20 protein-coding genes are annotated in these 22,182 nt (G+C 66.0%); 15 read left to right on the forward strand and 5 right to left on the reverse strand.

Annotation, left to right across the window (positions count from 1 at the left end):
- Positions 1 to 2: 2 nt before the first annotated feature.
- The 3 genes from ACYQ4W_RS04115 to ACYQ4W_RS04125 are packed head-to-tail and all read right to left on the reverse strand — an operon-like array spanning position 3 to position 3,056.
- A complete protein-coding gene (locus ACYQ4W_RS04115; RefSeq protein WP_459853144.1) occupies positions 3 to 998 on the reverse strand; it encodes a sensor histidine kinase in 996 nt (331 codons plus the stop codon).
- Complete coding sequence (locus ACYQ4W_RS04120; protein WP_459853147.1) at positions 973 to 1,368, reverse strand: response regulator; 396 nt, start codon at positions 1,366 to 1,368, stop codon at positions 973 to 975. The genes ACYQ4W_RS04115 and ACYQ4W_RS04120 overlap by 26 nt, the downstream gene beginning before the upstream one ends.
- A gap of 32 nt (positions 1,369 to 1,400) precedes the next feature.
- Positions 1,401 to 3,056 (reverse strand): ATP-binding protein, encoded by a 1,656-nt coding sequence (locus tag ACYQ4W_RS04125; RefSeq protein ID WP_459853149.1) that lies wholly within the window; start codon positions 3,054 to 3,056, stop codon positions 1,401 to 1,403.
- A gap of 228 nt (positions 3,057 to 3,284) precedes the next feature.
- On the opposite strand from ACYQ4W_RS04125, the gene ACYQ4W_RS04130 reads away from it, so the two are divergent.
- The 14 genes from ACYQ4W_RS04130 to ACYQ4W_RS04195 all read left to right on the forward strand — a co-directional run bounded on the left by ACYQ4W_RS04130 (position 3,285) and on the right by ACYQ4W_RS04195 (position 18,177).
- Positions 3,285 to 6,008 carry a PEP/pyruvate-binding domain-containing protein gene (locus tag ACYQ4W_RS04130; protein ID WP_459853151.1) on the forward strand — a complete coding sequence of 908 codons (2,724 nt, stop codon included), beginning with the start codon at positions 3,285 to 3,287 and terminating at the stop codon, positions 6,006 to 6,008.
- A complete protein-coding gene (locus ACYQ4W_RS04135) occupies positions 6,005 to 7,102 on the forward strand; it encodes a glycosyltransferase family 4 protein (RefSeq protein ID WP_459853154.1) in 1,098 nt (365 codons plus the stop codon). The genes ACYQ4W_RS04130 and ACYQ4W_RS04135 overlap by 4 nt, the downstream gene beginning before the upstream one ends.
- Positions 7,099 to 8,298 carry a glycosyltransferase family protein gene (locus ACYQ4W_RS04140; RefSeq protein WP_459853157.1) on the forward strand — a complete coding sequence of 400 codons (1,200 nt, stop codon included), beginning with the start codon at positions 7,099 to 7,101 and terminating at the stop codon, positions 8,296 to 8,298. The genes ACYQ4W_RS04135 and ACYQ4W_RS04140 overlap by 4 nt, the downstream gene beginning before the upstream one ends.
- A gap of 129 nt (positions 8,299 to 8,427) precedes the next feature.
- Complete coding sequence (locus ACYQ4W_RS04145) at positions 8,428 to 9,513, forward strand: YIP1 family protein (RefSeq protein WP_459853160.1); 1,086 nt, start codon at positions 8,428 to 8,430, stop codon at positions 9,511 to 9,513.
- 4 nt (positions 9,514 to 9,517) lie between these two features.
- A complete protein-coding gene (locus tag ACYQ4W_RS04150) occupies positions 9,518 to 9,871 on the forward strand; it encodes a hypothetical protein (protein WP_459853163.1) in 354 nt (117 codons plus the stop codon).
- Between the two features lie 129 nt (positions 9,872 to 10,000).
- Complete coding sequence (locus tag ACYQ4W_RS04155) at positions 10,001 to 11,119, forward strand: OmpA family protein (RefSeq protein WP_459853166.1); 1,119 nt, start codon at positions 10,001 to 10,003, stop codon at positions 11,117 to 11,119.
- A gap of 156 nt (positions 11,120 to 11,275) precedes the next feature.
- Complete coding sequence (gene ahbC / locus ACYQ4W_RS04160) at positions 11,276 to 12,460, forward strand: 12,18-didecarboxysiroheme deacetylase (protein ID WP_459853169.1); 1,185 nt, start codon at positions 11,276 to 11,278, stop codon at positions 12,458 to 12,460.
- 135 nt (positions 12,461 to 12,595) lie between these two features.
- The gene (hemB, locus tag ACYQ4W_RS04165) at positions 12,596 to 13,582 is read left to right on the forward strand and encodes a porphobilinogen synthase (RefSeq protein ID WP_459853172.1); all 987 of its coding nucleotides are present in this window, start codon (positions 12,596 to 12,598) and stop codon (positions 13,580 to 13,582) included.
- 10 nt (positions 13,583 to 13,592) lie between these two features.
- Positions 13,593 to 14,777, forward strand: a complete 1,185-nt coding sequence (gene ahbD, locus ACYQ4W_RS04170) for a heme b synthase (RefSeq protein ID WP_459853175.1) — start codon at positions 13,593 to 13,595, stop codon at positions 14,775 to 14,777.
- Positions 14,778 to 14,803: 26 nt separating this feature from the next.
- Positions 14,804 to 15,235 (forward strand): MOSC domain-containing protein, encoded by a 432-nt coding sequence (locus ACYQ4W_RS04175; protein WP_459853177.1) that lies wholly within the window; start codon positions 14,804 to 14,806, stop codon positions 15,233 to 15,235.
- Between the two features lie 75 nt (positions 15,236 to 15,310).
- Entirely contained in the window at positions 15,311 to 15,769 is a 459-nt protein-coding gene (ahbA, locus tag ACYQ4W_RS04180) for a siroheme decarboxylase subunit alpha (protein WP_459853180.1), read from the forward strand.
- 32 nt (positions 15,770 to 15,801) lie between these two features.
- Complete coding sequence (gene rpe / locus ACYQ4W_RS04185) at positions 15,802 to 16,455, forward strand: ribulose-phosphate 3-epimerase (RefSeq protein ID WP_459853183.1); 654 nt, start codon at positions 15,802 to 15,804, stop codon at positions 16,453 to 16,455.
- Between the two features lie 96 nt (positions 16,456 to 16,551).
- Entirely contained in the window at positions 16,552 to 17,367 is an 816-nt protein-coding gene (locus ACYQ4W_RS04190; protein WP_459853185.1) for an alpha/beta fold hydrolase, read from the forward strand.
- A gap of 18 nt (positions 17,368 to 17,385) precedes the next feature.
- Positions 17,386 to 18,177 carry an alpha/beta fold hydrolase gene (locus ACYQ4W_RS04195; RefSeq protein ID WP_459853187.1) on the forward strand — a complete coding sequence of 264 codons (792 nt, stop codon included), beginning with the start codon at positions 17,386 to 17,388 and terminating at the stop codon, positions 18,175 to 18,177.
- Between the two features lie 3 nt (positions 18,178 to 18,180).
- Here the strand turns inward: ACYQ4W_RS04195 and fdhD are convergent, their stop codons facing one another.
- Both fdhD and ACYQ4W_RS04205 read right to left on the reverse strand, forming a co-directional pair.
- A complete protein-coding gene (gene fdhD / locus ACYQ4W_RS04200; protein WP_459853190.1) occupies positions 18,181 to 18,969 on the reverse strand; it encodes a formate dehydrogenase accessory sulfurtransferase FdhD in 789 nt (262 codons plus the stop codon).
- 30 nt (positions 18,970 to 18,999) lie between these two features.
- Positions 19,000 to 20,280, reverse strand: coding sequence for an Nramp family divalent metal transporter (locus ACYQ4W_RS04205; RefSeq protein WP_459853193.1), 1,281 nt, complete (start codon positions 20,278 to 20,280; stop codon positions 19,000 to 19,002).
- A gap of 198 nt (positions 20,281 to 20,478) precedes the next feature.
- Between ACYQ4W_RS04205 and ACYQ4W_RS04210 the strand changes: the two genes are divergently transcribed.
- On the forward strand, positions 20,479 to 22,110 hold the full coding sequence (locus ACYQ4W_RS04210; protein ID WP_459853195.1) for a caspase family protein: 1,632 nt from the start codon (positions 20,479 to 20,481) through the stop codon (positions 22,108 to 22,110).
- The last annotated feature ends 72 nt before the right edge of the window (positions 22,111 to 22,182 follow it).

A 22,182-nucleotide genomic window follows, 5' to 3' on the forward strand; every position in this document is an offset into this window, starting at 1 on the left:
CGTCAGGGGTTGCGCGGCAGGCGCACGGTGAAGGTGGTGCCCTTGCCCACGGTGCTGTTCACCAAAATGGTGCCGCCCATGCCCTGCACCAGGTTGTGGCACAGGGAAAGGCCCAGGCCGGTGCCCTGGCCCGGCGGCTTGGTGGTGAAGAAGGGGTTGAAGATCTTGTCCAGGTTCTCTTGGGCAATGCCGCAGCCGTTGTCCGAGATGATGATGTCCATGCGCGTTTCTGTGGCCTGGGCCGTGATGCTGATGGCGCCGCCCTTGTCCACGGCGTGCAGGGCGTTGGTCATCAGGTTCAGCACCACCTGGCGCAAAAGAGGTGCATCCGTGCGCAGGGTGGGCAGGTCCTCGGGCAGGTCGCGGGTCAGGCTCACGTTCTTGTACGAGGCTTCCTTGTCCACCAGCCGGGCCATGTCGTCCACCAGGCGCGCCACGTCCACCTCTTGCAGCACGGGCTCGCGCTTGCGGGCGAAGTCGAGCAGCTTGTGCGTGATGTTCTTGCAGCGGTCCACCTGGGAGCGGATTTCGCGCAGGGAGTCGCGCACCTCGGCGAAGTCGGGCGTGGCCTGCTTCTCGGCCTCGCTCAGCAGGTGCGTGGCCCATTCCGTTTCCTGGGCGATGATGGCGATGGGGTTGTTGATCTCATGGGCGATGCCAGCGGAGAGCTCGCCCACCGCGGCCAGCTTTTGCGACTGGATGAGCTGGGCGTTGAGGGAGTTCTTGGCTTCCTCCGCGCGGGAGAGGCTCGACATGAGCCCGCGCGCCGAGCAGGCGGCCAGGAAAAGCACCATGGCCGCGAGGAAGGCCGCCAGGGGCGGGCTGGCGAAGGTTGCCGCCACCACAAGGGCGGCCAGGAGCGGGGGCAGAAGGAAGTGCAGCCAGAGCACCAGCCGGTGCTCCCGCCAGACGCGCGCGCCCGTGGCCCTGGAAAAGAGCCCAGCAGCGCCGCTCTGGGGGGCGCTGTGCGCGCTAGTTGCCGGACTGGGCTCGGACATTGAGCGCCTTGCGCTCGGCGGCCCGGCGCACCTTGTCCAGCAGTTCATCGAAATCTGCGGGCTTGAGCACGTAGTCGTAAGCGCCCATGCTCATGCCCTGCATGCCGGTTTCGAGCGAGGCGTGGCCCGTGAGCATGATGACCTCGGTGAGGGGATATTTGGCGCGGATTTGGCGCAGCAGCTCCATGCCGCCCATGCCGGGCATGCGCACGTCGAGGATGACTACGTCGAATTCCTGCTCCTCCAAGAGCTTCAAGGCTTCGGCTCCGCTCCCGGCGGATGCCACGGGGATTTTGCGGATGCGGAAGCGCTTGGTCAGGGTTTCGACGAAGTCCGCTTCGTCGTCCACCAGCAGGATGTGTATGTCCATGTGCGCTCCTTGATGCCGTGTGGGGCAGATTCTTAATGCATGGGCAGGCTGATGATGAACGTGGCGCCGTGGCCTTCCTCGCTCTCCACCTTGAGCCTGCCGCCAAGCTTTTGGATGATGCTGAAGCTGATGGTGAGGCCCAGGCCCGTGCCCTCGCCCACCTTCTTGGTGGTGAAGAACGGATCGAAGATCTTGTCCAGCTTCTCTTTCGGAATGCCGGGGCCGGAGTCCTTGATGGTGATGATGACCTCGTCCGGGTCGTGCACGGCCATGGTTGCCACGTGGATGTTGCCGTCCTTGCCGATGGCGTCGATGGCGTTGTCGATGATGTTCAGGCACACCTGCTGCAATTGGGCCGGGTCGCTGGCAACGAAGGGCAGGTCCTTCTGCAGGTTGGTGTCTATCTCGATGGCGCGGTAGCGCGCCTCGTTCTGCAAAAAGGTGATGGTCTGGAGGATGACCTCGTTGATGTTCACGTCGTCGTGCACGGGGTCCATGCGCCGGGCGAAGCCGAGCAGCCGGTGCGTCACGTCCTTGGCCCGGGTCACGTGGAACTCGATCTTGGTGATGGAGTCCGCGAACTCCTTGAAGTTCGGGCTGGCCTTTATGTCCTCCTCGCCCAGCAGGTCGCGCATCCAGCCCGCTTGCTCCTTGATGATGGCCAGCGGGTTGTTGATCTCATGCGCCACGCCCGCGGCCATTTTGCCCAGGGAGGCCATTTTGCTCGACTGCGTGAGCGAGGCGTTGAGCGAGGCTTTCTCCCGCTCCGACTCCAGCAGCTGGGACAGGATGGTGTTGCTGGTGAGGATGGTGCCCCCGGCGATGAGCAGAAAGCCGCCCGCAAGGATGATCCAGACCGTGGAGCGCGTGTGGGCAAGCGGGGTCAGTTCCTCGGCCGGGTCGTCGCGGATGGCGAGCATCCAGTTCTTGTTCTCAAGCCAGGTGAGGCCGAAGAGATAGGGCTTGCCGTCCACGGTGATGGACTCGGTCCGCACGCCGGGGAAGCGCGCGTAAGAGCCCAGGTCCATTTTGCCCAGCAGCTTGGCCCCGAAGCGCGGCTTGGATTGCAGAATGCTTTCGCTGTTGAGCAAAAAGGCGTCGCCGTTGGCGCCGAGCTGGTCGCTCTGCACCAGCGAGTCGAAGATGTCCGAGTCGATGGTGGCGCGCAGAATCCAGTTCCGGTCGCCGTCGCGGCGGCTTACGGCGATGATGAAGTGGGGGTAGTTGCGGCGTCCCATGAACACGTCGCTGATGTAGAAGCCCTTGGCCTGCACCTGGTCGAACCACTCCTGGTCCTTGTAGTTGGCGGTGCGGATGGCCTGATAGGGGCCGGTGTACATGACGTGGTTGCCGTCCTGGTCGATGATGCCCAGGTCGATGTAGTATTTGCTGCGCGCCTGCATGAGCGTGAACACGCGCTCCAGGGTGCCGCTTTCCAGAAAGTATTCCAGCTTGTGGGTGTAGGCGATGGCCATGAGCTGGGAAAGGCGCTCGTTCAGGAACAGGTCGATGGTGCGGCGCTTGTTCTCGGTGATGTGGTTCAGGTGCTGAACGATTTTGGCCGTGTGCGCGGCTTCGAACTGGCGGTAGATGGTGAAGCCGAGGATGAGGAGCGGGATGAGCGAGAAACCAAGGGTGGTCAGGATCATCTTGATGCGCAGCTTCGTATAGCCCGAGCTTTCGATCATGTCGCGAACCCTTGTGCAGGTGTTTAGGGGGCAAAGAGCGCAGGCGTCAAAACAGACGCTGTGGAGCCTGCGCCCAGCCTTGCCCAATACCCTCTGAAGGTCCGTTATGCAAGGGGTTTCAAGGGGATTGGCGCGCGGGCCGTGCTGGCGGCGAGAAAATAGCACCCAGGACGCGATAGCGGCCCCGCGCGGCTTGTCTCGGCTGGATTTTTCTGCGATTGGAAAGACATGGGCAACCGACCCGGGTTCTTCGGCAGGATCATGCAGGCCCTTTCCGGCGGCAATGCAGCGCAAGCCCCCAGTCATGAGGAATTGCGGGCGCTGTTCGTCGCCCGTTCCCAGGCCTTTACCCGCCTGCTGGAAGCCAACAACAAAGCACTTGAAATAATGAGCGATCTTGAAGAAGCGCTCAAGGGCACGACGATCTTCGGCATGAGCTTTGTGCGCGCCAGCGCCACGGCCGTGGGCGTCAACGTGTTCAAGCTGGTGCGCGCCCTGACCGAGCTTGAGCCCGGCCGCTATGAGACGCTGTATTCCCGCCTTGCCGCCATCCAGGCCGGCATCGACGAAATTTTGTCCCGCCGCGCGCCCCGGCACGCCTCGCCCCTGGTGCTGCATTTTTCAGAAATCGACCGCCACGCCGCGGACCTGACCGGCAGCAAAATGGCCAATCTGGCCGACATGCGCACCAGTCTGGGCCTACCCGTGCCGGACGGCTTCGTCATCACCGCGTCCGGGTACGAGGCCTTCATGGCCGCGGGCGACCTGCAGGCGGAGATCAACGCCCGGCTGCAATCCCTGCCCGAGGACAACGCCGGGGTCGACGCCTCCGAGGCCATCGCCGTGCGCTACCGCGTCTCGGCCGACATCCAGCAACGCATCATGGCCGCGCCCGTTCCCGAGGAACTGGCCGACGCCATCACCGCCGCATACGGCCGCCTGTGCGCCGAGGCCGGAAACGCGCTCGCGCCCGTGCGCGTCTCGCTGCGCAGCAGCGCCCTGGGCGAGGATGCCGCCGGAACCACCTTTGCCGGGCAGTTCAAGAGCCTCCTGAACGTGCCGCCGGAACATCTCCTCGACGCCTACAAGGAAATCGTCGCCAGCAAGCACACCCTGCACGCCATGACCTACCGCCTGAACCGGGGCATCCGCGACGAGGACGTGGCCATGTGCGTGGGCTGCATGCGACTGGTGGACGCCCGCGCGGGCGGGGTCATGTACTCGCGCAACCCACTGGACGCCCGCGACGCCTCGGTGTTCATCAACGCCGTGTGGGGGCTGCCCACCGCCGTGGTGGACGGCACCACGCCCACGGATCTTTATGTGGTGGAGCGCAAGCCCGCCGCCGCGCCGGGCGCTCCGGACGATTCCTCCGCCGCGGACCAGGGCGCGTTCCTCCTGCGCGAGCGGGCCATCAAGCGCAAACCGGAGCGCACCGTGCCCGATCTGGGCGAAGGGCTGCGCCGCGAAACCGTCGAGGCCGCCCAGGCTGGCGAGGCCGCCCTCACCGACGCCCAGGCCCTGGAGCTGGCGCGGCTGGCCGTTGTGCTGGAGCAGTCCTACGGCGGCCCCCAGGACATCGAATGGGCCGTGGACCAGGCCGGAGACGTGCAGCTTTTGCAATGCCGCCCGTTGCAGCAGGTGGCGCAGCCGTCCGACGCCGTCCCCTCCGGCCGGGCGGTCGAAGGGGCGGATGTGCTTTTCGCCGGCGGGGCCACGGCTTCCGGCGGTGTCGGCGCTGGTCCCGTGTTCGTGGCGAGGAACGAGCTCGACGCCCTGCGTTTTCCCGAGGGCGGCGTGCTGGTGACGCCCATGGCCCTGCCGCGCTGGGCCGCGCTGTTGTCCCGCGCCTCGGCCCTGGTGACGGAGCAGGGCGGCATCACCGGGCATTTGGCCAATGTCGCGCGGGAGTTCGGGGTGCCCGCGCTGTTCGACGTGCAGGACGCGAGCACGCGCTTTGCCGAGGGCGGCACCGTCACGGTGGATGCCCTGGGGCGGCGCATCTACCAGGGGCGGGTGGAGGAGCTTCTCGACCAGTCGCCCGCGCCTGCGCCGGTCATGGCGGGCAGCCCGGTGTACGAGACCCTGCGCGAGGTCACGCGGCTCATCCTGCCGCTGAACCTGACCGACCCGGAGGCCCCGGAGTTCAAGCCCGAAGCCTGCGCCACGTATCACGACATCACCCGCTACGCCCACGAGATGAGCGTGCGCGGCATGTTCGACTTCGGCTCCAAGAGCGGGCTGGCCAGCCAGGCCAGCAAGCAGCTGGTGTGCAAGGTGCCCATGCAGTGGTGGGTGGTCAACCTGGACAACGGCTTTGCGCGCGAGGTGCCGGAACGCTTCGTGAATCTTTCGGACATAGTGAGCCCGCCCATGCTCGCCATCTGGGACGGCATAACCGCCGTGCCCTGGGCCGGGCCGCCGCCCGCAAGCAACGCCAGCATGATGAACATCTTTCTGCAGGCCACCATGAACCCGGAACTGGCCGAGGGCGCGGCCGGCGGCTTCGGCGAGCGCAACGTGTTCATGATCTCCAAACGCTACGCCTGCCTCAACTCGCGCTTTGGCTTCCACTTCACCACCATCGAGGCCATGCTGGCCGAGGGCGGCTTCGACAGCTACGCGGGCTTCAAGTTCAGCGGCGGCGCCGCGGACGAGAACCGGCGCAACCTTCGGGCCGCGCTCATCGCCGAGGTGCTGGAGCAGTATGACTTCCAGACCAAGCTGCGCGGCGACAATCTCTTCGCCAAGGTGGAGAGCCGCCGTCACGACTTCATTTTGGCGCGCCTGCGCATTCTGGGCTACCTGCTGGTGCACACCCGCCAGCTGGACATGGCCATGGCCGACCAGGGCGCGGCCGACGTCCTGCGCGCCAAGCTCCTCGCCGACATCAAAACCATGCTGGGCACGCCCCTGGTCTTGCCCGCGCCGGAGCCGGGAGGTCTGCAATGAGCCAGGCCGCCGCGCCGCGCATTCGCGTGCTCCATGTGCTGAAGGCCCTTGGCCTGGGCGGCACGGAGAAGGTCGCCCAGCTGTTTTTGCGCCATCTCGACCCCGCGCGCTTTGAAACCGCCGTGCACAGCCCGGTCGACGGCCCCCGCGCCGCGCAGATCCGCGCGGGCGGCAGCGCCACCTTCGTGGGCGTTCCCCTTGCCAAGGCCCTGGCAACGTTCCGGCCACAGGTCATCCATCTGCACCGGGCCGGCTGGCCGGAGCCGGACTTCCTGCGGCCCGTGCGCGACTACGCCGCGAAAAACGCCGTGGCCGTGTTCGAGACCAACGTTTTTGGCCGGTACGACCCTTCGCCCTCGGGCCGCGTCATCGACACGCATCTGTTCGTCTCCCATTTCTGTGCAGAGCGCTTTGCGCGGCACACGGGCATCGCCGCGGCCTGGCCCGCCTACGGGGTTTTGTACAACCCCGTGGAAACGGATTTTTTCGCCGCCGCCTGCCCGGACGAACCGCAAGGCAGAGGCCCCGTGCTGGGGCGCATCTCCCGGCCGGACCCCGGCAAATGGTCGCCGCTGGCGCTCAATATTCTGCCGCTGCTGCAACGCGACGTGCCGGACTTCCGCTGCCGCATCGTGGGGGGCATTCCAGAGGCCGAGGCCTTTGTGCGCGAGCATGGCCTGAGCGGGTGCGTGGAGTTTTTGCCGCCGCTGGAGACGGACGCGGAGCTGGCGGCGTTCTACGGCTCGCTTTCCGTCTTGGCCCACGCCAACGACGCGGGGGAGAGCTTCGGGCTCGTCATCGCCGAGGCCATGGCCTGCGGTCTGCCCGTGGTGACGCAGCCGTGCCCGGGCGAGCGCGACAACGCGCAGCTGGAGCTTGTGGACAAGGGCGTCACCGGGCTGGTGGCCCAGACGACCGGAGAATACGCCGGGGCGGTGCGCTGGCTCTTTGAGCACCCTGACGAGGCCAGGCGCATGGGCCGGGCCGGGCGCGAGAAGGCGGCGCGGCTGTTCCGGGCCCAGGGCGTGGCGGCGGAGCTTGGCAAAATGTACACAGAAATCCTGGCGCGAAAGATACATGGGGGTGGCGCATGAGCGGTCCGGACCTGCTGTTTGAATATGCCTCCGAGGTTCTGGCTTTTGACTTCAAGGACGCGCCGCCCGTCGTGGTTCCCGCCGACCCTTCCCCCGCAGCGGTCACCCGCATGGCCGAGCGCTGCGCCGCCGCCTTCACGCGGTCGGGCAAGGCGCATCTCGTGCTGCTGGGGCTCGGTTCCGGGGCCGTGGCCGCGGCCTTGGCCAAGCTCTTGCCGCCTGGCGCGCTTTTCGTGTGCGAGCAGGATCTGGGCCTGGCCCGCCTGCTGCTGACCAAGGGGCGCCTGCTGTGGTGCCAGCCCAACGGCGATTGCGGCCCGGCGCGCCTGGCGCTCGACGCCTCGCCCTGGGCCCTGCTGTTCCTGCTCGACCGCGCCGGACTGGAGCTTTCGCAGCTCATGGTCCTGCCCAATCCAGAGCTGCCGCCCGCGGAAAAGGCCCGGCTGCGGCTTCTGGAACTGCTGCTCACCCGGTCCGACGTGGTGGCGCTGCCCAGTTCCGCACCGCTGCCCAAGCTTTCGGCCGCGGCCATCCTCTCGCCGGACGAGCCCGGGCTGCCGCAGTTCTTCGCCCAATTGCCGAACTGGCTTTTTGAACTCGCCATCGTGTGGGACGCGGACGCCATACCGGACATCCCCGTGCCGCAGGACTTTCCCGTGTGGCAGTCGGCCCACCGCCTGGAGCGCGATTTCTCGGCCCAGCGCAACCTCATGCTGGCCGCCTGCCGGGGCGATTTCGTGCTCTATCTGGATGCGGACGAGGGCTTCTCGTCCCTGGACTGGGACGCGCTGCCGCGCCTGTGCGCCGTGCCCGGCGTGGGCGGCTGGCTGTTTCCGCGCGTCACCCTGTACCCGGAGCCGGACCGTGTGCTCACGGGCTTCGGCCTCTGGCCCGATCTGCAGCTGCGGCTGTTCCGCCGCACCCAGGAGCTGTGTTTCTTCAACCCCGTGCACGAGCGTTTGACCGGGCTGTGCGGCAGGCAGGGGCTGGCCCTCGACCTGGAGATTGTGCATTTGAGCCGCATCCGCAAGAGCGAGGCCGAGCTTCGGCGCAAGCTGCAAGGCTTCGACGAGGCCGGCACCGGACTTGTGCGCCACGCCTTGAGCGTGGAATATCCCAGCGTTCCGCGCGACATCGTGTCGCCGCGCGCCACGCGTGCCCGGCACGGACTTTTGCTGCCCTCGGAGCTGGGTTGATTTTTATCTTTGTGGTACAGTCGCGTGCAGCGGCTTGCCACGCTTGCGGGCAGGGCGGCTTGATTCCCTTGGACGAACAGTCTAGACTCCCAAGAGTTGCCCAACCTTAAAATTCCACAAGGACTACGGATGCGGATTCTTTGCCCACTGTGCGGATATGGCCGCGAGATCGACGAGGCCAAGGTGCCCCCGCGCGCCCAGATGGCCACCTGCCCCAAGTGCGCCCACAAGTTCCGCTTCCGCGTGGTGGATGATCTTGAGCCCCTGGCCGTGGCGAAAGCACCGGGCACGATGCCCGGCAGCGCCACCGCCGCCGTCCCCCCGCCCGTGAACACCACGGGGAGCTTCCCCTCCGGGCAGGATCTTTCGGCCTCGCAGCCGGACCCCATGGCCGCGCAGCGCCTTGCGGCCGATTTGGCCTGGAAGCGTTTGCAGGGGCAGAAGCCCGGCGATGCCGCCTCGGCCGGCCAGAACCAGCGCGTACCGGCGGCGCAGCAGGGCGCGCCAGCTCCCGACTCCTCGGCCCTGAATTCCCAGGTCAATGACGTCCAGGCCAATGCCGCGCAGGATAATCCCGAGCACAAAGGCCCCGCGTCCACCGGCTCCTCCGTGCCCTTTGAGGATCTGCCGCGCTACGGCTTCTTTCCCGGCATCTGGGGCACAATCCGCCAGGTGACCATGACCCCCGTGGCGTTCTTCCGCGCCATGCCCACCCACGCGGGCATGGCCAAGCCGCTGGCGTTCCACATCCTGCTGGCCGAGCTCATGGTGGTCTGCCAGTACCTGTGGAGCATGGCGGGCATTGGCGCCACCGCCGAGTACCTGGGCAAGCCGGAAGTCATGGACATGGGGCTTGGCCTGGCCCAGGCCGCGCCGCTCATGCTTTTTCTCATCTATCCGCTGCTGCTGGTGCTGCGGGTCATGATCGTGACCGGCATCATCCATGTGCTGCTGCGGCTCATCCGCTCCGGCGACTCCGGCGCGGAGGCCACCTTCCGCGTGCTCTGCTATTCCGCCGCGCCGCTGCTTTTGGGCGTTATTCCCGCCATTGGGCCGCTTGTGGGCGGCGTGTGGAGCATCGGGCTCACGGTCATCGGCCTCAAGGTGGCGCACAAGACCCGCACCTCGGCCGCGCTGTTTGCGGTGCTGGTGCCCATCCTCATGATGCTCGCCGCTGTGATCGGACTGCTGCAGGGCATGCTGCAGGCAGGGTAGGACCATGGCGGCGGACAGACCCATTCTCGGCTGGTTCGGCCGCAAGTGGCGCGCCCTGTGCTCCGCGCGCCAGGCGGCCAAGGAGCAGAATCCCGGCGGGTTGCTGCGCCTTGCCGGCGAGGTGCGCGCCCTGGCCGAGGCGGCGCGCCGCGTGTGCCCGCCGGAGCGCAAGCTGCAGGCGCGCATCGACGCCGTGCACGAGGAAATGCTGCGCCTTGCCGCCCTGGCGGAAACCCCGGAGTTCCGGCGGCTTGATCCGGGCAAGCGCCAAATGCTGCGCAAGGGGCTGGTCCAATCGCGCGAGCAACTGCTGCGCGTCATGGGCCAAACGCCCGCGCCCACCCGCCTTTTGCAGTAGTTCCCGGTCGACGGCCTTGCCCGGCCGCGCCTTCCGGTACGTATCTTGCTTTACACGGTCAGAACCCGCGCCGGCGTCGATGTTTTGTCACGCGCGCGGAAAAGGCCCCCCAAAAAGCGAGTGTAGCCCATGAAACATATCCTCCGCGTCCTGGCATTGACGGTTCTGGCCGCGCTGCTTTTGTCCGCCTGCGCCAACGTCGAGCCCTCCATAACGCAGCAGAGCAAGGTCTACGTCGACGCGAAGGTCGAGAAATCGAAGCTGGCCGTGAACGTGCGGCCCAAGGCCAGGTTGTACGACTCGCCCAAGGTGCTCATGTATCCCTTCTGGATTGCGCAGAAGATGGAGAACCACATGCTGGTGGGCCGGGAGGTGGGGCGCATATTCCACCAAACCTGGACCGGCGAGGAGGTTTTTCAGACCCTGGCCTATGATCCGGAGCTGGTGTACCGCGGACCCGAGCAGGCCGTGCGCGTGGCCCGCGCCTCCGGCGCCGACCTCGTGGTCGTGGGCATTGTGCCGTACTTCATCACCGGCGGCACGGTGGACAGCACCGCGCTGACCCTGCAGATCCGCATCTATGAGACCAAGACCGGCAACCTGCTGGTTTCCATGGACCAGAGCGCCCGCGTGAACGCCAAGCGCACCCAGGACTGGGTCGTGTTCACCATTGAAACGCGCCTGTCCGACTCCCCCTTGGCGGAAGCCATCGCCTCCATCGCCCACGACATGGCCGTGCCGCTCAAGTCCTGGGTGCCGCCCTCCGATGAGGAGCTCGGCTTTGCGGACAACGAGTCGGGCATGACCAGGAACATCATGGCCAGCGGCTCCGGCAACGGCGGCGGGGGCGGCAACGGCATGGCCGGAAAGAGCCGTTCCGGAATAACCTCCACCGACGGCGTGAAGCTCAAGGTGGAGTTCGACGTCGACTCCTCGCGCATCCGCGAGAACTCCTACCCGCTGCTGAACGAGCTGGCCAAGGCCCTGAAGGGCAAGGAGCTGAAGGGACGGCGTGTCGTCATTTCCGGTCATGCGGACTCGGACTACACGCTGGAGTACAACCAGAAGCTCTCCGAGCGCCGGGCGGCCAGCGTGAAGGCCTATCTGGCGGAGCGCGGCGGCATCGACCCCAAGCTCATGCGCACCGAAGGCTTCGGCAAGACGCGGCCCCTGGTGCCGAACACCAGCCCGGCCAACAAGCAGCGCAACCGCCGCGTGGAAGTGCGTCTGGATGGCCCGGCAAATTAGCTGTACATTTGTAAGAATAATTCCTAATAAAGGGGGCGGCTCAGGCTGCCCCTTTTTTTCGGGTTTGCTCCGGGCCGCGAATGTGATAGGGGAGGGGCCTCGTGGCAATTCCCGCGCATACGCGCGATATCAACGCTCTGAAGAAACGAGGTTTTCATGATCGGCATTTCCAAACTTTACTGTGGGGCCGTCGAGCCCTCCGACGCCCTGCGCTACAACCGCCACTCCGGGCAGCTGCCCTCGCACCTGCTCCAGTTCTCGGCGGACAAGAAGCCCGTTGTGGTCTGGAACATGACCAAGCGCTGCAACCTCAAGTGCGTGCATTGCTACGCCAAGGCCGTCGATCCCAACGGCGTCGATGATATCTCCACGGATCAGGCCAAGACCATGATCGACGACCTGGCCGCCTACGGCGCGCCGGTGATGCTGTTCTCCGGCGGCGAGCCCCTGGTGCGCCAGGACCTGGTCGAGCTGGCCAGCCACGCCACCAGCAAGGGCATGCGCGCGGTCATCTCCACCAACGGCACGCTCATCACCAAGGAAAAGGCCCGCGAGCTTAAAAGCGTCGGCCTGTCCTACGTCGGCATCTCCCTCGACGGTGGCGAGGAAATCCACGACAAGTTCCGCAAGGTGCCCGGCTCCTTCAAGAAGGCGCTGGAAGGCGTGGCCAACTGCCAGGCCGAGGGCCTCAAAGTGGGCCTGCGCTTCACCATCAACAAGCGCAACCAGGGCGAGGTGCCCACCCTGTTCCAGATCATCCGCGATTTGGACGTGCCCCGCATCTGCTTTTACCATCTGGTGTACTCCGGCCGCGGCTCCGAACTCATCAAAGAGGACCTGGACCACGCCGAGACCCGCGCCGTGGTGGATCTCATCATGGACGAGACCCGCAAGCTCTTCGACGAAGGCAAGCCCAAGGAAGTGCTCACCGTGGACAACCATGCCGACGGTCCGCACGTGTACTACCGCATGCTGAAGGAAGACCCCAAGCGCGCGGCCGAGGTCATGGAGCTTTTGCAGATGAACGAGGGCAACAGCACCGGCCGCGGCATCGGCTGCATCTCCTGGGACGGCAAGGTCCACGCGGACCAGTTCTGGCGGCAGCATGTGTTCGGCAACGTGCTTGAGCGCCCGTTCTCCCAGATCTGGGACGACCCGAACATCGAGCTGCTGCACAAGTTGAAGGACAAGAAGCCCTTTGTGAAGGGCCGTTGCGCCACCTGCAAGTTCCTGAACATCTGCGGCGGCAACTTCCGCGCCCGCGCCGAGGCCTACTACGGCGACATCTGGGCCCAGGACCCCGCCTGCTACCTGACGGACGACGAGATCAGAAAAGACTAGCGACGCGACATGCGGGCCTCCGAAAGGGGGCCCGCGTTCTTTGCGGCCGCGGCCGGACGGCTTTGCCCGCCCTGCCCGCCATTTTCGGCGAACCCCCTCACGGCCTTCGCCGTTTCCAAACAAGGAGCTGACACCATGCTCGATTCCGACTTCTATCGCGGCCGCCGGCTGCGCATGAACCCCGGCATCCGCGCCCTCGTGCGCGAGAACGAGATCCGCCCCGCGGACCTGGTCATGCCCTATTTCGTGGTGGAGACGGACGACGCCTCCTTCAAGAAGCCCATCGGCTCCATGCCCGGGCAGTTCCAGCTCTCCTTGCAGGAGCTGGAGAAGACCGTGGCCGCCGCGGTCAAGAACGGGCTGAACAGCCTGATGCTTTTCGGCATTCCGAAAGTGAAGGACGAACTGGCCACCCAGGCCTACGCCGACGAAGGCATCGTTCAGGAGGCTGTGCGCCGCCTGAAGGACCGCTTCCCCGAGCTCGTCATCATCACCGACGTGTGCCTGTGCGAGTACACCTCTCACGGCCATTGCGGCATTGTGCACAAGGGCGGAGAGATCCAGAACGACCCCACCATCGACCTGCTGGCCCAAGCCGCGTTGTCGCACGTGCGCGCCGGCGCGGACATGGTGGCCCCCAGCGACATGATGGACGGCCGCATTCTGGCCATCCGCGAGATGCTGGACGACAACGGCTTCATGAACACGCCCATCATGAGCTACGCCGTGAAGTACGCCTCGGCCTTTTACGGCCCCTTCCGCGAGGCGGCGGACAGCACGCCCAAGTTCGGCGACCGCAAAACCCATCAGATGGACCCGGCCAACAGCCGCGAGGCCCTGCGCGAAGCCGAGGCCGACCTGGCCGAGGGCGCGGACATCCTCATGGTCAAGCCGGGCATGCCCTACCTCGACGTCATCCGCCAACTGCGCGACAACTTCGACACGCCCATCGCCGCGTACAACGTCTCCGGCGAGTACAGCATGGTCAAGGCCGCGGCCCAAAACGGCTGGGTGGACGAGCAGCGCATGGTCATGGAAATGATGACCAGCTTCAAGCGCGCCGGTTCGGACATCGTCATCACCTACTTCGCCGAGGACGTTCTCGGCTGGCTCAACAAATAGGCGCAAGCGCATGAGCGAACATCCGAAAGCACAGCATCCGGCCGGACATCCCGGCGGGCACCCCGGTGGCCATTCCGGTGGCCATCCCGGCAGCGTGGGGAAGCATCCCGGCGAGCAGCACATTGAAGGCAAGGACGGCATGCCCCCCCTGCGGCTCATCGCCTGGGAGGTGACGCGCTCCTGCAACCTGGCGTGCAAGCACTGCCGGGCCGAGGCGCACCCCGAACCCTACGAGGGCGAGCTTTCCACCGAGGAAGCCAAGGCCCTCATCGACACCTTCCCGGCCACGGGCAGCCCCATCATCATCTTCACCGGCGGCGAGCCCTTCATGCGCCACGACATCTTCGAGCTCATCCCCTACGCGAAAGCCAAGGGCCTGCGCTGCGTCATGGCTCCCAACGGCACGCTGCTGACGGCTGAAAACGCCCAGCGCATCAAGGACTGCGGCATCGAACGCTGCTCCATCTCCATCGATGCACCCAACGCCGCGGCCCACGACGAATTCCGCGGGGTCAAAGGCGCGTTCGCGGCCTCCATGCAGGGCATAGAGCACCTGAAGAACGTGGGCATGGAGTTCCAGATCAACACCACGGTGACCAAGGACAACCTGCACCAGTTCAAGGAGATCTTCCACCTGGCGGAGAGCCTCGGCGCTTCGGCCTGGCACATCTTCCTGCTCGTGCCCACGGGCCGCGCGGCGGAGCTCGGCGCCCAGGTCATCAGCGACAAAGAGTACGAGGAAGTGCTCAACTGGTTCTACGACTTCCGCAAGACCACCAGCATGCAGCTCAAGGCCACCTGCGCCCCGCACTACCACCGCATTTTGCGGCAGCGGGCCAAGGAGGAAGGCGTCCCGGTCAACTTCGAGACCTTCGGCCTCGACGCCGTGAGCCGGGGCTGCCTGGGCGGCGTGGGCTTCTGCTTCATCTCCCACTCGGGCATCGTGCAGCCCTGCGGCTACCTGGACCTTTTCTGCGGCGACGTGCGCAAGACGCCCTTCCCGGAGATTTGGCGCAGCAGTCCGGAGTTCCTCAACCTGCGCAATCCCAAGGCCTACGACGGCAAGTGCGGCGTGTGCGAATACGAGAAGGTCTGCGGCGGCTGCCGCGCGCGCGCGGCTACCATGCGCGGCCACTACCTGCGCGAGGAGCCCCTGTGCTCCCACACGCCGGTGAAGCTGCGCGCCAAGGACTGATTCCGGAAATCACCAGGAGGCGGACCATGGCGGTTGTGCATTCCGTGTGCGTCAGCAAGCGCAAGGGCGAAAAGAAGCAGGCCGTGGAGGCCATCATGCTGGTGCATGATTCCGGCGTCGAGGGCGACGCCCACGCCGGCAGCGGTCGGCAGGTGAGCCTGCTGGCCCTGGAGAGCCTGGAGCGCATGCGCCAGAAGCTCGCCAGCATCATTCCCGGCGACTTTGCGGAGAACCTGAACGTGCAGGGGCTGGACGAGCTGGCACTGGCGCCGGGCATGCGCATCCGCGTCGGGGAGACGGCCGTGCTCGAGGTGACGCAGATCGGCAAGGAATGCCACGGCCACAGCTGCGCCATCATGCAGGCCGTGGGCACCTGCGTCATGCCCAAGGAAGGCGTCTTCGCCAAGGTTCTGACCGGCGGTCCCGTGCGCCCCGGCGACGCCGTCCGCCTGGCCTGACCGGCCCGGCGCGGCAGAAACACCAAGGGCTTGCGGAGCAATACCGCCGCGCCCAAGCAGAGGGAAGTGCCCAATATGGACGATTACGACAAGCAGATCCTCGACATCATCCAGTCGAGCTTTCCCATCGACCCGCGCCCGTACGCCGTTGTGGGCGAGCAGGTGGGGCTCACCGAGGCCGAGGTGCTGGCGCGCGTGCGCAGGCTCAAGGGCGAGGGCGTCATCCGCCGCATGGGCGCGAACTTCGGCTCCCGCGAGCTGGGCTGGAAGTCCACCCTGTGCGGCGCCGAGGTGCCCCAGGACAAGCTGGACGCCTTTGTGACCGAGGTGAACAAGCACCCCGGCGTGACGCACAACTACCTGCGCGCGCACAAGTTCAACGTCTGGTTCGCGCTCATCGCGCCCACGACCGAGGACATCGAGGCGACCCTGAACGGCATCACCGCCAAGACCGGCGTGCCCATCATGAACCTGCCCGCCAGCAAGTTGTTCAAAATCAAGGTCGACTTCCAGATGGGCGACCAGGCCGAGTAGGCCGTGCCCACTGCAGAGCAAAGGAGCCCGTCATGATTCTTTCGCCCTCGCTGCTTTCCGCGGATTTCGCCCGTCTTGCCGACGAACTCGCCGCGCTTGAATCCGCCGGAATCAAGTGGGCGCACCTGGATGTCATGGACGGCAGCTTCGTGCCGAACATCACCTTCGGTCCGCCGGTCATCAAGGCCATGCGCAAGACCAGCACGCTCTTCTTCGACTGCCACCTGATGATCGACGAGCCGGGCCGCTACATCGACGACTTCGCCAAGGCCGGCGCGGACCTCATCTGCATCCACGCCGAGGCCACCAACCACCTGGAGCGCACCTGCGCGGCCATCGCCCAGGCCGGGTGCAAGCCCGCCGTGGCCCTCAATCCCGCCACGTCCCTCGAGTCCGTGCGCTACCTGCTGCCCCAGCTGTCCATGGTGCTCATCATGAGCGTGAACCCCGGCTTCGGCGGGCAGAAGTTCATCGGCTTCTGCATGGACAAGGTGCGCGAGCTCAAGGCCATGATCCGCGCGGCCGGGGCCGAGACGCTCATTCAGGTGGACGGCGGCGTGACCCTTGAAAACTGTGCGGAGCTGACGGCCGCCGGAGCCGATGTCCTGGTGTCCGGCTCAGCGTTCTTCGGCCACCCGCCCTATGCCGAGCGTCTGCGCCAGTTCGAGGCGCGCTGCGGCGGATAGCCGATTCAAACGGTTGCTAAAGTTCATCCTCCGGGCTATATCTCCATCAGGATGAGGCGGCATTTCGCCTCGTTGCACCAGCCTGCCGGGGTGGACATGCCGCGACGGTTTCCGCTTTGCCCCATTCTCGCCGCAGCCCTTGCGCTGCTTCTGTTTTGCGCCGTTGCTCCGGCCAAGGCCGAGGAGCGTCTCGGCGTGGTGCTTTTGCACGACAAAAACAGCGTGCCGGAGAAGCACCTTGCGGATCTGGCCCGCGTGTTGCGCAACGTCGGCTTCCAGGTCATCGTGCCGGAGCTGCCGTGGTCGAAAAAACGCGGCTTTGACGCCACCTATCAGCAGGCGCTGGTGGAGATTGGCTTGGCCGCCGAGGAACTGCGGCTCGACGGCTGCACCCGGGTGGCCCTGGTGGGACACGGCCTGGGAGCCAACGCAGCCCTGGGCTATGCCGCCAGCAGGCCGGGCATTTTCGCCATCGCCGCCCTGGCCCCCTCCCACGACCCGGACCGCCACCGCGAGGTCTTTTTGCCCGATGTGCGCAAGGCGCGCACCATGCTTACCGTCGGCAGCGGGAACCAGCGCTCAACCTTCACGGACTTCAACACCAACAAGGACTACGACCTCTCCACCACGGCGGAGGTGTACCTGAGCTACAACGATCCGGAGGGGCAGGCCGTGATGGCCCGCTCGTGCGCCGCGCTCAAGGAGCCGTTGCCGCTCTTGTGGGTGGTGGGCCAGCAGGATCCGTTGCAGTTCCTTGGCCGTTCCTATGCTTTTTCCAAAGCCCCCAGCCACCCGAAAAGCAGCTACGAAACAGTGCCCGGCGATCATGCGAGCGTGCCCCGCAACGCCGCCCGCCTTGTGGCCGAGTGGCTGCGCGACCTCTTCAGCCAGTTGGACACGCCTGCGAAATAGCCCCCCCCGGAGGTTTTGATGAGAGCACCGCTGCGCATTCTTTGTGTGGGGTTGGCGCTGCTTTTCGTTGCGGGCATTTCCGCCGCGCCGGCCAAGGCCGAGGTGGGGATAGTGCTGCTGCACGGCAAGTTCGGCGCGCCCGACAAACATATCGATGTCTTGGCCTCGGCGTTGCGCTCCGCCGGGTATCTCGTGTCCACGCCGGAAATGCCCTGGTCCAAGCGCCGCAACTATGACGCCGGGTTCCTGGCCGGTCTGGCGGAGGTGGACCTGGCCGTGCGCGGCCTGCGCGCCAAGGGCGCCTCGCAGGTGCTGGTGGGCGGGCACAGCCTGGGCGGCAATGCCGCGCTGGCCTATGCCGCCCGATATCCCGGCCTGGCAGGCGTTGTTTGCCTCGCCGCCGCGCATACGCCGGATATCGGCCGCGCGTTGGAGATTTCCAGAGAGAGCGTGGCCCAGGCAAGAGCGCTTGTGGCCGCCGGAAAAGGCGCAAGCCAGGCCCGCTTCACGGACCTGAACATGGGCAAGCCGCACGACATGGTGGTTTCGGCCGAGGTGTACCTGAGCTATTATGATCCGCAGGGCCCTGCGGCAATGCCGGTGAGCGCGGGCATGATACAGCCGCCGCTGCCTATTTTGTGGATAGCCGGCGCGCTGGATCCGCTCTCCCGGCCCGGCCCGGGCTATGCCTTTGACCGCGCCCCCGCGCATCCCCAAAGCCGGTACGCCACAGTCGACGCGGACCACCTGGGAACGCCCACGGCCGCTGCGCCGCTTGTGTTGGAATGGCTGAAGGCGCTGCCGCGCTGACGCCTACTTGCCGACGATGCGGCCGGGGTCGTTGTAGACCCAGAAGCTGTCGGCCTTGATGTTGCCGATGAGCGTCATGCCGATCTTGCGCGCCAGCTCCACGGAAAAGCTGGTGGCCACGGCGGTGCTCGCCAGCAGCGAAACCCCTATGCGCACGGTCTTGAGCAGAATCTCAGAGGCCACGCGGCCTGTTGAGACGATCATCTTGTCCTCGGTCTGCATGCCCTCAAGAAAGCATTCCCCAACGATCATGTCGATGGCGTTGTGCCGCCCTATGTCCTCGCGGAAGAGCAGCATCTCGTCCGGCGTGCACAGCGAGGAGTTGTGGCAGCCGCGCGTGCGGCCATATAGCGTGCTGCGGCGCTTCAGCTCTCCGGCCAGGGCCAGTATCTGCGCCGGGGTGACCTTGAGGTCGGACTCCACGCGGCGCTTGGAGATGGTGGCCACGTTGCGGTCGAAGTTGGTGCCCTTGCCGCAGCCGCTGGTGATGGAGCGCTGGATGGTGCGCCCGTCGGCGAAGGGGTCGTGGTTCACCGTGACGTTGGCGGTGATGCGGCCGTCCTCGTCCTTGATGTCCACGTGCTCAAGCTGCGAGGGCTCGGTCAGCAGGGCGTCGCTTTTGAGAAAGCCCACGGCCAGGTGCCGGGGGTACTTGCCGGTGCACAAAAGCGTCACCACCTCGCGGCCGTTGAGATAAATCGTCAGCGGCACTTCGCGGATGGCCTCGATGGCCACCTGCTTGGCTCCGTCCGCCGTATATTCCGTCACCTCATATGGAAAGCTGTCCGCCATTGTGTCCCCGTCTGTGTGAAGTGCCCGGCCTTAGGCCGCGCCGCTGCCGAAGAACGTGTCCCACAGCAGCAGCACGTTCAAGCCTACCACGACCACGCTGATGCACGCCAGCACGAAGTTGTGCCAGCTGGTGTTGACGAACTCGCCCATGACCGCGCGCGAGGCCGTGAGCCGGAATTGCAGATAGATGGTGAAGGGCAGTTGGATGCTCAAGAAGATCTGGGAGACCACCAAGCCCTGGAAGGGCGTGCTGATGAACAGGATGCACAGGGCGGCGGGAACGAGCGTCAACGCCACGCCGAGCCTGCTGTGCGCGTCCTTGATGTCGAAGGGTTCGGAGAACATGCCGGCGAAGATGCTGCCCCCGGCCATGGCCGCCGTGACGCTGGAGGACAGGCCCGCCATGAGCAGCGCCAAAGCGAAGACGAGCGCGGCGGAGCTGCCGAGAATGGGCTGCAGCATGGCCTGGGCCTGCTCGATCTGGTCCACCGCCACGCCCTGGGCGAAGAACGTCGCCGCGGCCACAAGGATCATGGCGCTGTTGATGCCCCAGCCCACGAGCATGGAGAACAGGGTGTCCGCGAACTCGAAGCGCAACTGGTGGCGGATGACCTTCTTGTCCTTCAGGTTCCACTGGCGGCTCTGGATGATCTCCGAGTGCAGGAACAAGTTGTGCGGCATGACCACCGCGCCCAGAACGCTCATGATGATGGGGATGGAGCCGGGCGGCATGCTCGGCGTGAACCAGCAGGCGGCCGCGTGTCCCCAGGGAATCTGCACCAGGGTCAGCTCGTAGATGAAGGAGATGCCGATGAGCGACACGAAGCCGATGATGAATTTCTCAAGTCTTCGGTATGAGTTGGAGTAGAGCATCCAGGCCACGAAGGACGTGGTGAGGAGCGCGCCCGCCCAGATGGGCAGGTGGAAGAGCATGTTGAGGGCGATGGCCGCGCCGAGCAGTTCGGCCAGGGCCGTGGCCACGGCCGCGAACATGGCCGAGCCCAGCAGCGCGCGCGCCGCAAGGGGCCGCATGTGCGCCACGGCCGCCTCGGAAAGGCACAAGCCCGTGGCGATGCCAAGGTGCGCGGCGTTGTGCTGCAGCACAATGAGCATGAGCGTGGACAGCGTGACCATCCACAGCAGCTTGTAGCCGAAGCCCGCGCCAGCCGCCACATTGGCGGCCCAGTTGCCGGGGTCGATGAACCCGACGGTGACGAGGAGCCCGGGACCGATGTATTTGAGGATTTCCAGCCCGGAAAAGCGCGGGGCGTGGTGGTGGGCGAACCAGTTCTTCACAGTTTTCACTATCACGCGTCTGGCTCCCTCTTTGCAAACGCTCAGGTGTTCCATTGGCCGCGCCGGGCCTGGCAATTTGCCTGATGTTTGTACCCGCGTGGAGCACAGCTGTCCAGGCGTCTGGCAAGTGCCCGCGTTTTAAGCAATTGCCAGATGCTCCCGGCTTGGATATTGATAGCGGAACTGGAATAGCTTGCACGACGGGGGATGCCTATGCGCCTTTTGCCAGGACTCGGATTTGCGCTCTGTGCGCTATTTTTGCTCACGGCTCCGGCCCTGGCCGATTCCGGCGGGCGCTACGCCCTGGTCATCGGCAATTCCGCCTATTCGGACAAGCCCCTGAAAAATCCCGCCAACGACGCCCGCGACGTGGCCCGCGCGCTGCAAAACCTTGGTTTCGACGTGCAGCTCAAGACCGACGCCAAGCTGCGCGATATCGAGGAGGCCATCCGCGACTTCGGGCTCAAGCTCAAGCGCGGCGGGGTAGGAATATTCTATTACGCCGGGCACGGCATCCAGGTGCAGGGCGTCAACTACCTCGTGCCCATCGGCGCGCGGCTCACGTCCGAGTCGGACGCCAAGTTCGAATGCGTGGACGCCGGCCGCGTGCTGGGCAAGATGGAGGACGCGGGCAACGAGCTCAACCTGGTCATCCTCGACGCCTGCCGCAACAATCCCTTTGCCCGCAGCTTCCGCTCCGCCGATCAGGGTCTGGCGCGCATGGACGCGCCCACCGGTTCGCTGGTGGCCTACGCCACGGCGCCCAACTCCGTGGCCTCGGACGGCGGCGGAAGAAACGGCCTGTACACCAAGTACCTGCTGCAAAACATCGCCACGCCCGGCGTGCCCATCGAGGAAGTGTTCAAGCGCGTGCGCATCGGCGTCATGAACGAGACAAGCAAGAAGCAGGTGCCGTGGGAATCTTCGTCCATCGCCGGATATTTCTACCTTGCCGGAGGCCAGCCCCAAGGGGTGGCGGCACAGGCGGCCAACCAGATGTCCTCGGCCCAGGCCGCGCAGCAGCAGCGTTTGCAGGACCAGAAGCTCAAGGAGTACATCGCCGGGCTGGAGGCGGAGAAGCGCCAGGTCGAGCGCGACAAGGCCGAGCTGGTGCGCCGCAGGCAGCAGCTGGACGAAGATGAGGCCCAGAAGCTCAAGGCCGCGCAAGCCCCGCAGGAGCAGCGTCTCAAGGAGCAGCTGGCCATACTGGAGACCGAGCGCCGCAAGCTGGAGCAGGAGCGCGCCGAACTGGCGGCGGCCCGCCAGCAGGCTGCCCAGGCCCAAAAGGCCGCGGAGCAGAGCGGGCAGAAGCCGGCTGCCGCGCCGACGGTCCAGGTGGCGAGCGTCGACCCCATGCCGCAGCTGCCCAAGGTCAGCCCGGCCAAGCCGCGTCCCAGGGTCGACAGGGTCGACGAACGCACCGCCATTTTGGAGCGCCTGGCCGGAGTGTGGCGGCTGGAGACGGACAACAATCTTGCGCTGCCCATGCTGGCGCTCAAGCCCGGCGGCGACACCCTCTACGGCACCCTTGAGGGCGACTCGCAGCTGGTGGACCGCATGAGTCTGACAGGCCTGGCCATGGACGGCGGCAACCTGCATCTGCGCCTGAGCGTGCAGCCGGCCCTGCCCCGCCGGGAGCTGCACGATCCGCAGGGTTTTCTGGCCAACGTTCTGCGCGCCCGGATGTCGGTCAAGGTGCTGGAGTGCGTGGGCAACCTGCGCGCCACCCTGGAAGATGACATTCCCCTCACCTGCGAACGCGTGGACGCAGGCGCCAGGCCCGCGGGCCAGCGCACGCAGTTCTCCGGCCGTATGGTGCGCACGACCGGGCCGCGGGGCTGGTAGCGCCGCCTCCTGTTTCATTGCCATCAAAAAGGCCCGAAGCATTGCTGCTCCGGGCCTTTTTTGCGGCTTGCG

The organism is Humidesulfovibrio idahonensis (assembly GCF_054657715.1).